The sequence below is a fragment of the Erythrobacter sp. KY5 genome, assembly GCF_003264115.1.
Taxonomy (GTDB): Bacteria; Pseudomonadota; Alphaproteobacteria; order Sphingomonadales; family Sphingomonadaceae; genus Erythrobacter.
The window spans coordinates 2,016,457-2,029,469 of the sequence record NZ_CP021912.1 but is presented as its reverse complement, the minus strand read 5'-3'; the positions used below and the strand labels follow the sequence as shown (position 1 = coordinate 2,029,469).

14 protein-coding genes are annotated in these 13,013 nt (G+C 59.2%); 9 read left to right on the top strand and 5 right to left on the bottom strand.

Annotated elements, in window-relative coordinates:
- Positions 1–28: 28 nt before the first annotated feature.
- Positions 29–2,053, top strand: a complete 2,025-nt coding sequence (gene rpoD, locus CD351_RS09575) for an RNA polymerase sigma factor RpoD (protein WP_111992440.1) — start codon at positions 29–31, stop codon at positions 2,051–2,053.
- Between the two features lie 173 nt (positions 2,054–2,226).
- Entirely contained in the window at positions 2,227–2,868 is a 642-nt protein-coding gene (parA, locus tag CD351_RS09570) for a ParA family partition ATPase (RefSeq protein ID WP_111992439.1), read from the top strand.
- Between the two features lie 10 nt (positions 2,869–2,878).
- On the opposite strand, the gene CD351_RS09565 is transcribed toward parA, so the two are convergent.
- Positions 2,879–3,496 (bottom strand): hypothetical protein, encoded by a 618-nt coding sequence (locus CD351_RS09565; RefSeq protein WP_162627679.1) that lies wholly within the window; start codon positions 3,494–3,496, stop codon positions 2,879–2,881.
- Positions 3,497–3,701: 205 nt separating this feature from the next.
- Between CD351_RS09565 and CD351_RS09560 the strand changes: the two genes are divergently transcribed.
- The 7 genes from CD351_RS09560 (at position 3,702) to CD351_RS09530 (ending at position 8,697) form a co-directional block, all read left to right on the top strand.
- Positions 3,702–4,181 (top strand): RpiB/LacA/LacB family sugar-phosphate isomerase, encoded by a 480-nt coding sequence (locus CD351_RS09560; RefSeq protein WP_111992437.1) that lies wholly within the window; start codon positions 3,702–3,704, stop codon positions 4,179–4,181.
- Positions 4,178–5,488 (top strand): serine hydroxymethyltransferase, encoded by a 1,311-nt coding sequence (gene glyA / locus CD351_RS09555; RefSeq protein ID WP_111992436.1) that lies wholly within the window; start codon positions 4,178–4,180, stop codon positions 5,486–5,488. The genes CD351_RS09560 and glyA overlap by 4 nt, the downstream gene beginning before the upstream one ends.
- 21 nt (positions 5,489–5,509) lie before the next feature.
- Complete coding sequence (gene nrdR, locus CD351_RS09550; RefSeq protein WP_111992435.1) at positions 5,510–5,983, top strand: transcriptional regulator NrdR; 474 nt, start codon at positions 5,510–5,512, stop codon at positions 5,981–5,983.
- Positions 5,984–5,985: 2 nt separating this feature from the next.
- Positions 5,986–6,735: an RNA methyltransferase gene (locus CD351_RS09545; RefSeq protein ID WP_111992434.1), complete on the top strand. Its 750-nt coding sequence runs from the start codon at positions 5,986–5,988 to the stop codon at positions 6,733–6,735.
- A gap of 101 nt (positions 6,736–6,836) precedes the next feature.
- Complete coding sequence (locus tag CD351_RS09540; protein WP_111992433.1) at positions 6,837–7,154, top strand: hypothetical protein; 318 nt, start codon at positions 6,837–6,839, stop codon at positions 7,152–7,154.
- 185 nt (positions 7,155–7,339) lie between these two features.
- A complete protein-coding gene (gene rpsD / locus CD351_RS09535; protein ID WP_007164105.1) occupies positions 7,340–7,954 on the top strand; it encodes a 30S ribosomal protein S4 in 615 nt (204 codons plus the stop codon).
- A gap of 107 nt (positions 7,955–8,061) precedes the next feature.
- Positions 8,062–8,697 carry an NAD(P)H-dependent oxidoreductase gene (locus tag CD351_RS09530; protein WP_111992432.1) on the top strand — a complete coding sequence of 212 codons (636 nt, stop codon included), beginning with the start codon at positions 8,062–8,064 and terminating at the stop codon, positions 8,695–8,697.
- On the opposite strand, the gene CD351_RS09525 is transcribed toward CD351_RS09530, so the two are convergent.
- The 4 genes from CD351_RS09525 to CD351_RS09510 form a co-directional block, all read right to left on the bottom strand.
- Complete coding sequence (locus tag CD351_RS09525; RefSeq protein WP_111992431.1) at positions 8,694–9,008, bottom strand: chorismate mutase; 315 nt, start codon at positions 9,006–9,008, stop codon at positions 8,694–8,696. The two genes, CD351_RS09530 and CD351_RS09525, sit on opposite strands and share 4 nt — an antisense overlap.
- 56 nt (positions 9,009–9,064) lie before the next feature.
- On the bottom strand, positions 9,065–11,086 hold the full coding sequence (locus tag CD351_RS09520) for a S9 family peptidase (protein ID WP_162627678.1): 2,022 nt from the start codon (positions 11,084–11,086) through the stop codon (positions 9,065–9,067).
- A gap of 70 nt (positions 11,087–11,156) precedes the next feature.
- Entirely contained in the window at positions 11,157–12,284 is a 1,128-nt protein-coding gene (gene tgt / locus CD351_RS09515; RefSeq protein ID WP_111992429.1) for a tRNA guanosine(34) transglycosylase Tgt, read from the bottom strand.
- 120 nt (positions 12,285–12,404) lie between these two features.
- Positions 12,405–12,938 carry an outer membrane beta-barrel protein gene (locus tag CD351_RS09510; protein WP_111992428.1) on the bottom strand — a complete coding sequence of 178 codons (534 nt, stop codon included), beginning with the start codon at positions 12,936–12,938 and terminating at the stop codon, positions 12,405–12,407.
- Positions 12,939–13,013 lie beyond the last annotated feature (75 nt).

Below are 13,013 nucleotides of genomic sequence, written 5' to 3'. Positions count from 1 at the left end.
TTGCCGGATAATGGATTGACAGATTTGTATGGCCTCGACTGCTAAAGCCGCCGACAAAGACGACGCACCGCTGATCGATCTCAACGAAGCTTCCGTTAAGAAGCTTATGAGCAAGGCAAAGAAAAAGGGGTACATCACATATGATGAGCTCAACGCCGCCTTGCCATCGGGCGAGATGAGCCCCGACCAGATCGAAGACATCCAGACAGCGCTTTCCGAAATGGGCGTTCAGATCGTCGAGAACGACGAGGAAGCCGAGGCCGAGGCCGAGCAGGAAGCCGAAGTCGAGGAAATGTCGGTCGAAGGCGAAGCCGAAAAGAAGAAAGACACCAAGGCCGCTGCCAAGCCTGCCGCGAAAAAGACCGGCACCGGTGAACGCACCGATGACCCGGTGCGCATGTATCTGCGCGAAATGGGCGCGGTAGAGCTGCTCAGCCGCGAGGGCGAAATCGCTATCGCCAAGCGTATCGAAGCTGGCCGCGACATGATGATCATGGGCCTTTGCGAAAGCCCGATCACTTTCCACGCGATCATTCAGTGGTCCGAAGCGCTCAATTCCGAAGACATGCAGCTGCGCGAGATTCTCGATCTTGACGCGATGCTTTCGAAGGAACCTCCGCCTGACAAGATGGAGGAAGAGAACGAAGACGATGACGGTGAGATCTCAGAAGAGACCGCCGGTCCGACCATTCGCGACGATGACGACGACGATTCGGATGAGAGCGAAGAGGGTGAAGACGGTGAGGAAGGTTCTTCCAAAAAGGAAGACGAGGAAGAGGAAGACAACACTCTCAGCCTCGCTCAGATGGAAGCTGCCCTGAAACCTGATGCGATTGAGCGCTTCGCTCGCATCACCAAGCTCTTCAAGACATTCGAAAAATTGCAGGCAGAACGCGTTGAAACGCTCGCGGCAGGTAACGAATTCCCGAAGGCAAAGGAAAACAAGTACGAGAAGCTCTCTGAAGAGCTGACCGCCGAGGTCGAAAGCGTCCAGTTCCACGCGACCAAGATCGAATTCCTGGTCGATAACCTCTACGCCTTCAATCGCCGCCTGACCGCCTTGGGCGGTCAGATGCTGCGACTTGCCGAACGTCACAAGATCAAGCGTATCGACTTCCTAAAGTCGTATGTCGGCAACGAGCTTGACGACGGCTGGATTGCTGCGAACGCCAAGAAAGACAAGAAGTGGGCCGCCTTCGCCGAGAAGGAAGAGGACGCGATCGAGCGTATCCGCACCGAGATCGCCGACATCGCCGCACAAACCGGCATGGCGCTTCCCGAATTTCGCCGCATCGTCAACATGGTGCAAAAAGGCGAGCGCGAAGCGCGTATCGCGAAGAAGGAAATGGTCGAGGCGAACCTGCGCCTCGTGATTTCCATCGCGAAGAAATACACCAACCGCGGGTTGCAGTTCCTTGACCTCATTCAGGAAGGCAATATCGGCCTCATGAAAGCGGTCGACAAATTCGAGTACCGCCGCGGCTATAAATTCTCGACCTACGCGACATGGTGGATCCGTCAGGCCATAACCCGCTCGATCGCGGACCAGGCGCGCACGATCCGTATTCCGGTCCACATGATCGAGACGATCAACAAGCTTGTTCGCACCTCGCGCCAGTTCCTCCACGAGGAAGGCCGCGAGCCGACCCCGGAAGAGATGGCCGCGCGTCTTTCGATGCCGCTTGAGAAAGTGCGCAAGGTGATGAAGATCGCCAAGGAACCGATCAGCCTCGAAACGCCCATCGGCGACGAGGAAGATTCGCATCTGGGCGATTTCATCGAGGACAAAAACGCCGTGATCCCGGTCGATGCCGCGATTCAGGCAAACCTCAAGGAAACCGTCACCCGCGTCCTTGCATCACTCACCCCGCGTGAAGAGCGCGTGCTGCGTATGCGTTTCGGCATCGGGATGAACACCGACCACACTCTAGAAGAGGTCGGTCAGCAGTTCTCGGTGACGCGCGAACGTATCCGTCAGATCGAAGCCAAAGCGCTGCGCAAGCTCAAGCACCCGAGCCGCAGCCGAAAGATGCGTTCTTTCCTCGATCAGTAATCACGAAAGGCTGCCTCGCGACACTCCGTTTCGAGGCAGCTTTCGTATTCGTCAAAGCCGGCCTTTTCTGGCGCCCTGCCGCAACGCTCGCTGTTCGTCTGTGGAAACTGGCTCTCGCCAAGTGCACCCGTTTGCTCTAACTATTGTGCAGCGCAGCAATTCGGGGTTCGTGCATGACGACAATTATCGCAATCGCCAGCCAGAAGGGCGGCTCGGGAAAAACCACCCTCGCGGTTCACCTTGCAACGCGCGCCGCTGTGGCGAAGCATGAAAGCTGTGTGATCGACACCGATCCGCAAGCAACCGCCGCCACTTGGAGCGATTGGCGCGGGGACTTTCTTCCGGTCGTGGTCACCGCTCCCCCCGCCCGTCTCACACGCACGATTGAGAGCGCCAAGAAGAACGGCGTCGACTTTATCGTCATCGACACACCGCCCCATGCCGATGCCGCCGCGCGCGAAGCGATCAAGGCGGCCGATATCGTCCTTATCCCGACCAAGCCCCGCGCCTTTGATCTGGCCGCGCTCGAGCCGATCGCAGATCTCGTCAGTTTCGCAGAAACGCCCGCCTTTGTGGTCCTCAACGCCGTTCCTTCAGGGGCTACAGTCTTGACCGAGGAAGCGAAAAGCACCGCGAAAGACATGAAGCTTGCAGTGTGCCCGGTCGAACTGGGGGATCGTGCAGCGTTTCACCGCTCCTCTGCCAAGGGAGAGACCGCAGCGGAAATCGATCCGGAGGGCAAAGCGGCAAAGGAGATCGAGGCCCTGTGGAAGTGGCTGAACAAGGCAGTCAAGAAAGCCAAAAAGGCGAAATAACCGGGCAGCCTTAGTAACGCCGGTTCAAGTCATCCTCATAACTGCGCGGGAACAGCCCGTATTTCAACCGGAATTGCTCCGGAATGGTCGGCTCCGGGGCTTGCGCAAGACTTGAGAAGCGCCGCTGCACCGCGCGAAGCTCTTCATCCGGCAGTTCGGACCATTCGATGGTGTTGCGCGATGTCAGCGCGAAATCGCCTGCGAAAGTGACAGCGCCCGCCCTTACCTCGAATGTCGGGGCAAGCCCGCCATATCCGCGACTTGGGCGAGAGATTTCCTCACGCCCGAAGAGCCCGGGCGCATCAATCAAACAACGTTCGTCTTCGGCGGGAACTTTCGGGCACTCCATTCCGTGAGCAACCAGACGATAGGTTCCGGGCGGTATCTGATAAGCGCGCACCTTGTATTTGAGTGTGTCGTTCCCGAAGGCGATCAAGCCCTGCTTTCGTTCGAACCGGACAACATCGTCGTTCGTCGAAACATCACCCCCCTCGCGTAGGAAAAAGACATCCAGCGGCTCATCGAGATAGATCTCGCTGCGAATTGAGATGACGACCGCACCGTAGCCCTGTTCGAGCGATGACGCGCGCGATACACGTTCAGCCTGCGTACCGGGATCGGCCGCCAAGGTCTCCCATGCTGGCATCGAGAGAGCGGCGCAAAGTCGAAGAGTCCAAATGACGCGCATCGGCATGAAATGGCTCACTATGTGCCATGGCACAAGGGGCCGGCGGACCGCTCGATGCGGCAAATCCGCATCTCGACGCTCTGATACGTCGAAAAGCGTCATGCGCGGGGTGGAGTCGCGGGCTTGCCACGACTATGTAGCGCGAATGCGTATAGCCATTGCATCAGATCACGCCGCCACCGATCTCAAGGCAAGCCTGGCCGAATGGTTGATGGACGAAGGCCACGAAGTCGCCGATCTCGGCCCGGATGAGGGGGAGAGCGTCGATTATCCCGACTACGGATACAAACTGGCCGAAGTCGTGGCGGACGGTACCGCACAGTACGGAATTGCGCTGTGCGGTTCTGGTATCGGCATATCGATCAGCGTCAATCGTCACCCGGCGCTTCGCTGCGCTCTCGTATCAGAGCCGCTCTCGGCAGCGCTGGCCCGCGAGCACAACAATGCAAATTGTATTGCACTGGGTGCGCGGCTGACCGGCATCGAAATGGCGAAGTCTTGCGTAGCTACGTTTCTCAACACCGAATTTGCTGACGAAGGCGATCCTGCCGGCCGTCACCAGCGCCGAGTTGCCAAGCTCGGTAATCCGCCGACCTCTCCCGACCATATCGAGACCCACCAATGAGCACGCAGCCTGACCATTCCACCGATCCGATGCACGGTTTCTGGCATGACGATCTTGCCACGTCCGACCCTGAAATTGCCGAGGCAATCGGAAAGGAGCTGAAGCGCCAGCAGGATAAGATCGAACTTATCGCCTCTGAAAACATCGCTTCGACTGCGGTGCTTGAGGCGACCGGTAGCGTCTTCACCAACAAATATGCCGAGGGCTATCCGGGCAAGCGTTACTATGGCGGCTGCGACTATGCTGACGTAGTCGAAACCCTCGCTATCGAACGAGCAAAGCAGCTGTTCGGATGCAACTTCGCCAACGTGCAGCCGAACAGCGGTAGCCAGATGAATCAGGCAGTGTTTTTGGCAATGCTTGAGCCGGGCGACACCTTCATGGGTCTCGACCTCAATTCGGGCGGTCACCTCACTCACGGTTCGCCGGTTAACATGAGCGGCAAGTGGTTCAATCCGGTCAGCTATGGCGTCACTGAAGGCGACGAGCTTATCGACATGGAAGCGGTCGCCGCGACCGCTCGCGAGCATAGCCCCAAGCTCATCATCTGCGGCGGCACTGCCTATTCGCGCGTCTGGGATTTTGCCGCATTCCGCGAAATTGCGGACGAGGTTGGCGCGATCCTCCTTTGCGACATGAGCCACATTTCGGGCCTCGTCGCTGGCGGCGCGCACCCCTCGCCCTTCCCGCATTGCGATATCGTCACCTCGACAACCCACAAGAGCCTGCGCGGGCCGCGTTCGGGCATCATCTTGTGGAACGACGAAAAGTACACCAAGCCGCTCAATATGGCGGTTTTCCCCGGCCTTCAGGGCGGTCCTCTGATGCACGTCGTGGCGGCGAAGGCTGTCGCCTTTCGCGAAGCTCTCCAGCCTGAGTTCAAGACCTATGCGCACCGCATAGTTGAGAACGCTCGCGCGTTGGCTGCAAGCCTTGAAGAGAATGGGCTGCGCATCGTCTCGGGCGGGACCGACAACCACTCGATGCTGGTCGATCTGACTGCCAAGGACGTGACCGGTAAGGCGGCAGAGGCAGGTCTCGACCGCGCCTGGCTGACTTGCAACAAGAACGGCATTCCCTTCGACACCCGATCTCCTTTCGTCACGAGCGGCATCCGTCTCGGTACGCCTGCGGGCACCACCCGCGGCTTTGGCCCGGTCGAATTCCGCAAGGTCGGAGAGCTGATCGCGCGCGTAGTCGATGGCCTTTCCAAGAATGGACCCGAAGGCGATGCACAAATCGAAGAGCAGGTTCGCGGCGAAGTCGCCAAGCTTTGCGCAGACTTCCCGGTCTATCCGGGACGGTAATCAAGCGAGTTCATAACCGACATGCGCTGCCCGTTCTGCGCCCACGAAGATACCCAGGTGAAGGACAGCCGCCCGACCGAGGACAACACCTCGATCAGGCGGCGCCGGCAATGTTCATCTTGTGGAGCCCGTTTCACCACCTTCGAACGCGTGCAGCTGCGCGAAGTCACCATCGTGAAGTCGGGCGACAAGGGCGAGGAGCGTCGAGAGGCTTTCGACCGCTCCAAGCTCGAACGCTCAGTCGCGCTCGCCTGTCGCAAACGTGATGTATCGCAGGAACGCATCGACCAGCTTGTGTCCGGCATTCAGCGTCAGGTCGAAACCGCCGGGGAAGCCGAAGTACCTTCTGCCCGCATCGGTGAAATGGTTATGGAAGGGCTGAAACAGATCGACTCGGTCGCCTACATCCGCTTCGCGAGCGTCTATCGCGACTTTTCCGAAGCTCGCGATTTCGAAGAATTCGCCAGCTCCGTACAGGAAGCAGCGAAAGACTGAGCATGGCGAACAAGCCTATCATCGTACTTGTCCGCCCCCAGCTTGGTGAGAATATCGGGAAAGCCGCTCGAGCGATGCTGAACTTCGGGCTGACCGAAATGCGCATCGTGAACCCGCGTGATGGCTGGCCAAACCCTTCGGCTGGCCCGGCAGCAGCGGGTGCCGACATCGTGCTCGACGAGGCCAAAATCTATTCAAGCACCGCCGAAGCCGTCGCAGATTGCGAGCATGTCTACGCTACGACCGTGCGCAAGCGCGGTGTGACCAAGCCGGTCGTGGGCGCGGACGGGGCGGCACGTTTGGTCCATGCTGAACCCGGACGCCATGCGATCCTGTTTGGGCGTGAGGCATCGGGTCTTGAAACGGAGGATGTGGCGCTCGCCCGGCATATCCTGACCGTCCCGATCAATCCCGAGTTCGGCTCTCTCAACCTCGCGCAGGCGGTCATCCTGTGCGCATATGAGTGGTCCCGGATAGGCCGCGAACTTGAGGACCCCATGGGGGATCTCGTCCAGCCCACTGCCGAAGACAAACTCCTGCCCCCTGCCCCACAGGACGATCTGGAAGGATTGATCGGCCATTTTGAGAAGCTGCTCGATCCTCGCGGCTATTTCCTTCCCGAAAGCCGAAGAGAGGCAACCGCGCGCACGTTGCGCAGCGTGCTCACCAAACCCGGCTGGAACCATCTGGAAGTGCGCACATTGCGCGGCATTCTAAGCACGCTTGAACGCCCGCGCCGCGACCCAGAGTGATTTGCCCCTTTGTGTCGTCCAGCGATCCCCCGAATGACGGTGGACAAGCAAGCTGAGCGCGGTTAGCCATTGCAAACCCTCTAAACTTCAATGAGATTTTGATGAAGCTCACCCTCCCGCTCGCCGCGGTCGCGCTGGTATTCGCCGCGTCCGCATCTGCCGATGAGCCGGCTCAGGAAACGGCACCGACCGTAACCGAAACGCAGGTTGAGCAACAGGATAGTGAACCTGCTGACGAAGCGGCTCAGTCGAGTCCCGCTGACGCCCCTGCTCCCGCACCGGCTGCGCCGCAGGTCGAAGAAGAGCCTGAAGAGGCAGAGCGCATTTGCCGCCGGGTCCGGCTCGATGCCGCGAGCCGTCGCCCGACCCGTGTCTGCATGACCAAAGCCGAATGGCGCCGGTTCAATTCTGGCAACTGATCGACGCGGCAGTTAGACGCTTCACAAAGCTTGACTGGCGCGCCGATGATGCTATTGGCGCGCCTTCGCATTTTGGCCCCGCACCCCGGTGAAGCGGTGGCCGCGCCAACCGATATGGTTGACGGAGCGATGCCGGGTTGAATGGCCAGCAATCGGTTGGTCCAGCTAGATTGAAGGAAAGACTTATGTCGAAGCGCAAGAGCGCCAAGTACAAACTCGACCGCCGGATGGGTGAAAACATCTGGGGTCGCCCCAACAGCCCCGTAAACAAGCGTTCCTACGGCCCCGGCCAGCACGGTCAGCGTCGCAAGAGTAAGATGAGCGACTTCGGCCTGCAGCTGCGCGCCAAGCAGAAGCTCAAGGGTTATTATGGCGACGTTACCGAGAAGCAGTTCCGCTCGACCTACAAGGACGCCACCCGCATGAAGGGTGACACCGGCCAGAACCTGATCGGCCTGCTTGAGCGTCGCCTCGACATGATCGTGTACCGTGCCAAGTTCGCTCCGACGATCTTCGCCGCACGTCAGATCGTTTCGCACGGCCACATTTATGTGAACGGCGTGAAGTGCAACATTGCATCGCGTCGCTGCGATGTTGGCGACGTCATCAGCCTCGGCAACAAGGCCAAGGAAATGGCTCTCGTCATCGAAGCGCAGAGCCTGCCTGAGCGTGAAATTCCCGACTATGTCGCGCCCGACGGCAACGACAAGGTTCAGTTCACCCGCGTGCCGAAGCTCGACGAAGTGCCCTACCCGGTCACCATGGAACCGAACCTCGTGGTCGAGTTCTACTCGCGCTAATAGCCGCGAGCTCATAGACAACGGAAACGGGCAGCTCCTTCGGGAGCTGCCCTTTTCATTTGCGGTCAAGCGAGGCAAGCGGGGATAATCTGATAGGGGATCATCGAATGAACATCCTGCTAGTTGACGGCCATCCCGATACCGACCGCTACTGCTCGCACCTCCTCGATCTCTACCAAGCGGCTATACCGGCGAACTGCGAAATTCACCGCATCGCCGTGCGTGACATGGAATTCAATCCCAACCTCAGGCACGGTTATCGCAAGCGAACCAACTGGGAGCCCGATCTTGCGCACTTCGCCGAACGCCTCGACGCGTGCGATCATGTCGTATTCTGTTTTCCGATGTGGTGGGGTGCGGAACCTGCGCTTCTCAAAGGTTTGCTCGACAGGGTCATGTTGCCCGGATTCACCTTTAGCTATCACGACAATGACACGTGGTGGGACCGCAACATGGCAGGTCGTTCAGCTGACGTAATCATCACAATGGATACGCCGCCCTTCGCCCTGCGGCTGCTTTACGGCAATTCAATCATCCACCGCTGGAAAAAGCAGGTGCTTGAGTTTTGCGGAATGAAGCCGGTCCGTATCTTGCCGTTAGGACAAGTGAAATTTGGCGGCGCGGAAAAGCATGCTGACAAGTGGGCAGCGAAAATCGAAAAGCTTGCGCGTACGATCCGCCAGACCAATCCGGACAAGAAGGAAGCTCGGCTTGAGCGTTTCCTCAATCGCACAAAGGCTTAGTCGCGGGTGCGATCCCATTCGACGAATTCGTACGCGATCGACCCTTCGACTAGCCGCTCCCAGATATCGGCGATCACATTGCCTGGAATTCCGCGCGTCTCGGCGTCGGCGACGGCTGCGTTGATGACGCTGGCCTTGCGCTCCTCATCACGCACGTCATCGCGCGTCGGCTTGATCCGCGCGGCCGCGCGCATGTAGCCGAACCGGCGATCCAGCAACTCGACCAGCGCGCGATCGGTCGCATCGACGCCCTCGCGGACATCGACCATCGTTTCGCAATCATCGGGCAGTTTTGCAGTGAAATCACTCATGCAAGCGCCATTGGCCCGAAGCAACGCGTTTGTCGAGAGGTCGCCGAGGCAAAGTTTCAGCGAGACAGTGCGTCGGTCAGAAATTCGTCGATTGAAGCCAGCATCTCGCTTCGCGCCTTGTTGTCCCCGAGGTCATGCTGGAGCTCCTCAAACTCGACATACTGAACTTGCTTGCCCTCGTCCCTCAGAGCATCAGCCATCGAGCGCGAATGACGAACGCTTACATTGAGGTCCAGGTCACCGTGAAACAGCGCGACCGGGGCAGAGAAGCGGGTTGCGTGGCGGCGTGGGCTGCCGGCTGCGATGTGGGGACCTGTGCCAAGCTGTCGATCGCGGAAACGGAAGTTGGTGTAGTTGCGCGCGTCATCGCGCAGAAACTCAAGGTCCGTTACAGGCGCAACAGCCACGACCGCCTTGAACAGGTCGGGCGCTGTAACCTGCGACAGTAGCGCTGCATACCCGCCGTAGGACCAACCAACGATGGCAAGCTTCTCCGGATCGGCAATCCCCTGCGACACCATCCATCGTCCGGCGTCATTCACATCCCCAATCGCTACGTCCCAGGCTTGATAACCGTTCCGGCCAAACCAGGCTTCGCCATAGCCCGAAGACCCGCGGTAATTGGGCTGCATGACCGCATAGCCGCGTGCGGTGAAGAACTGGACCAGCCAGTCAAAACCCCAGAAATCGCGCGCAGCCGGTCCGCCGTGTGGCAGGACGATTGCCGGTAGGTTCTCACCCTCTGACCCTGCAGGCAGGGTGAGGTATCCGGGAATCTCGGTGCCGTCCTTTGCCGGATAGCTGATCGGCTTCATCGAACCCATCGGGTGATCGACCAGGAAGTCTCGCATGGCGAGAAGCACCTCCAGCTGCCGCGTCCCTTTGTCATAGAGATACACGGTGCCGGGATCGGTATCGGACGAAGCGATGATCAGAAGACGGCTTTCGTCCGTGTTCGCTCCGGCAATGTTGATCAGAGGTTGATTTGGAAGCGCATTGCCAAGGCCAACTGCGAGAGATGCGAGCTCTTCGTCGAAATATTCAACCGAACGCTTTTCAGTCGCATAGCTTACACCGACAACGCGGCGCTGGCGTCCAATGCGGATGAGGCGATCGACATCGACATCGTCGCGGCCCGCCACAAGCTTTGCCGTTCCGCTGCCATCGAGCGGGATCTGGATCACGGACCGATATCCGTCGACATTGATATAGGCGAAGACGGTGTTGCTTCGCGCATCGACGGCCACCGGAGAAAAGCCGGAAATGGTCTGGCCATCCAAGGTAACATCGCCGAGCCTGCTCCAACCCGATTCGTCGGGCGCGCGCACCATGAAGACCCGTTCCCCGGTGAGTAAGCCCGTCCCATCAACAAGCGAGCGAACCTTGAGACGCAAGGCACCGTTCTCATCGGCAAGGTACGATGTCGCCCGTTCATCAGGCGCTTCTGCCGGCTTTCGCTTGCCGTCGACCACGTCGAAGCGGTCAACGCCCAACCCGTCTTTCTGATTGGCCATTCGCGTGCCGAGCTGGCGTTCGGGTATGTAATTGCGGGTAATGAGGATCTCTCCCTCTTCACCCGCCACATCAAGGGCAACCACATCGCCGCCATACTGATTGAAACCCAGCGCGCGCGATCTCTGGCGGCGGTTCATTGCGAGGGGATCGGAACCGTCAGAATTGATCGCGAACATGCGGCTGAAAGGGATGAGAACATTGTCGGCGGTTCGCGTCATCCCCACGACTTCGCAGATCAGACGCGTGTCTGTTGCCCATTCACAATATTCAAGATCGCCGATTCTTTCTGAATTTGATGCGATCTGCTTGATGCCGCCGTCACCATCGAGGTCGAAGACGTTGAGCACCTCTGTGTGATTGGCTCCCGGCGCAATCCAGGCGAGCTTCGAGCCCGAAGGCGATAGGCTCACATCGAGCACGGAAGAACGCGTGCCAAATCGCTCGGCCAGTTTTTCAGCGCTATCTTCGGATTGCCCCTGTGCGACCGCCGTTCCGGTTCCGGGCACAAATGCCAATGCTGCCAGCGCCATGGCACCCATGACGCGACAATTCCACGTTTTCATGAAGTTATGATCCCCTCTGCGACGACAAAGAGAATACATTGCGTGCGTGGCAAGTCAAACGCCTGCCGGATCAATTCCTCAGATAGTTGCGTCGGAATTCGGCAGCGAAACTATCGAAACGCTGTTCGGAAATTGCAGTACGCATGGCCTGCATCAACGATTGGTAGAACGCCAGATTGTGCTCTGTCAGAAGCATCGCGCCCAGCATTTCGCCCGATTTGATGAGGTGATGCAGATACGCTTTCGAATAGTCGCGCGACGCGGAACAGGTCGATGTTTCGTCAAGCGGCTCCTGATCTTCCGCAAACCGCGCATTGCGAAGATTTAACGGGCCGTTCCATGTGAAGGCCTGTCCATTTCGTCCGGAGCGCGTGGGAAGAACGCAATCGAACATATCAATTCCGCGCTCAACCGCTCCAACCAGATCGTCGGGCTTGCCAACACCCATCAGATAGCGTGGGCGATCGGCGGGCAGCATGCCGGGCGCATAGTCGAGAACACCGAACATCGCCTCCTGCCCCTCACCCACTGCCAGGCCACCCACCGCGTATCCGTCAAAACCGATATCGGTGAGCTTGTCGGCGCTGATCCGGCGCAAATCTTCGTCAAGCGCCCCCTGCTGGATACCGAACAGGGCAGAACGCGCGGCGTGCTCTTCGCCGCTGTCGAAGGCATCGCGGCTGCGTTTTGCCCAACGCATGGAAAGCTCCATCGAGGCCGCGATCTCGTCGCGCGGGCGGTCGGCGCGAGGGCATTCGTCGAACGCCATGACGATGTCAGAGCCGAGCAGCCGCTGTATTTCCATCGAACGCTCTGGCGTGAGCATATGTTTCGAGCCGTCAATATGGCTGCGAAACTCGACACCTTTTTCGGTAAGCTTGCGCAGGTCCGACAGGCTCATCACCTGATACCCCCCGCTATCGGTCAGGATCGGGCGATCCCAGCGCATGAAGTTGTGTAGCCCGCCAAGCCGCGCCACGCGCTCTGCTCCGGGGCGCAGCATCAGGTGATAGGTGTTGCCCAGAATAATGTCCGCGCCAAGCGCGCGCACCGCCTCGGGCTTCATCGCCTTTACGGTTGCTGCCGTTCCGACCGGCATGAAAGCGGGCGTGCGGATTTCACCGCGCAGCATCTGGATTTTACCCGTGCGTGCGCGGCCATCGGTGGCCTTAAGTTCGAAGGAGAAGCGTTGGCTCATGGTCGGTCGCGCTAGCTGCCGATCGGCTCCGTGTCACCACGAAACACCGCGCGCCTTTCGAAACGAAAAGGCCCGGCGATGGGTTGCATCGCCGGGCCTTGGATTGAATTGCTGTCGCGATCAGAAGCCGAAGACGACCCCAACAGTGCCGCGCACGGAATCGAACGCTATGGTGTCGACGCCAACACGGATGCTCGCATTGCTGCCGCCAAAGCCGAATTCGCCGCCTACGCCGACGAGATAATCACCGTCGCTGTCTTCGAAACCGTCGGGGAGTTCGGTGTCGAGGATGGCTTCAAGGTCAAGATCGACTTCCTGATATCCGCCGCGCACGAAAATCTTGGAATTCTCGCCAGTGCGAATGCCGAGGCGGGCGGCAACGCCGTATTCGGAATCGATGGCGTCGGTGCCGAAGTGGTAGTTGCCTTCGACGCCTGCAAAGACCTGCTGGCCGATGGGGAAGTCGACGCCGGCAACAACGCCGAAGATTGCACCGGTGTCGTCGATGTCGAACGTGTCGTCATCGTCGGCTCCGAGATCGTGATAGCCTGCCGAGAGACCCACATAGGGCTCAGCCGCCTCAGCCTGTGCGAAGACAACGCCGGGGGTGGCCATGAAGGCAGCTGCAATCGCGCAATATGCCAGTTTTTTCATTGTTCTATTCCTTTTGAAGTCGCTCACGGGGGTCGGGCGACAACTCAGGAACTAGGATCGGATTTCTGTCGCGCG

Bases quoted from the DNA above. Each gene is read 5' to 3' on its own strand.
- CD351_RS09525 (WP_111992431.1), bottom strand. From the start codon at position 9,008: ATGAGTGATTTCACTGCAAAACTGCCCGATGATTGCGAAACGATGGTC.
- glyA (WP_111992436.1), top strand. From the start codon at position 4,178: ATGAGCACGCAGCCTGACCATTCCACCGATCCGATGCACGGTTTCTGG.
- parA (WP_111992439.1), top strand. From the start codon at position 2,227: ATGACGACAATTATCGCAATCGCCAGCCAGAAGGGCGGCTCGGGAAAA.
- rpoD (WP_111992440.1), top strand. From the start codon at position 29: ATGGCCTCGACTGCTAAAGCCGCCGACAAAGACGACGCACCGCTGATC.
- nrdR (WP_111992435.1), top strand. From the start codon at position 5,510: ATGCGCTGCCCGTTCTGCGCCCACGAAGATACCCAGGTGAAGGACAGC.
- CD351_RS09520 (WP_162627678.1), bottom strand. From the start codon at position 11,086: ATGAAAACGTGGAATTGTCGCGTCATGGGTGCCATGGCGCTGGCAGCA.
- CD351_RS09540 (WP_111992433.1), top strand. From the start codon at position 6,837: ATGAAGCTCACCCTCCCGCTCGCCGCGGTCGCGCTGGTATTCGCCGCG.
- CD351_RS09560 (WP_111992437.1), top strand. From the start codon at position 3,702: ATGCGTATAGCCATTGCATCAGATCACGCCGCCACCGATCTCAAGGCA.
- CD351_RS09510 (WP_111992428.1), bottom strand. From the start codon at position 12,938: ATGAAAAAACTGGCATATTGCGCGATTGCAGCTGCCTTCATGGCCACC.
- rpsD (WP_007164105.1), top strand. From the start codon at position 7,340: ATGTCGAAGCGCAAGAGCGCCAAGTACAAACTCGACCGCCGGATGGGT.
- CD351_RS09530 (WP_111992432.1), top strand. From the start codon at position 8,062: ATGAACATCCTGCTAGTTGACGGCCATCCCGATACCGACCGCTACTGC.
- tgt (WP_111992429.1), bottom strand. From the start codon at position 12,284: ATGAGCCAACGCTTCTCCTTCGAACTTAAGGCCACCGATGGCCGCGCA.
- CD351_RS09545 (WP_111992434.1), top strand. From the start codon at position 5,986: ATGGCGAACAAGCCTATCATCGTACTTGTCCGCCCCCAGCTTGGTGAG.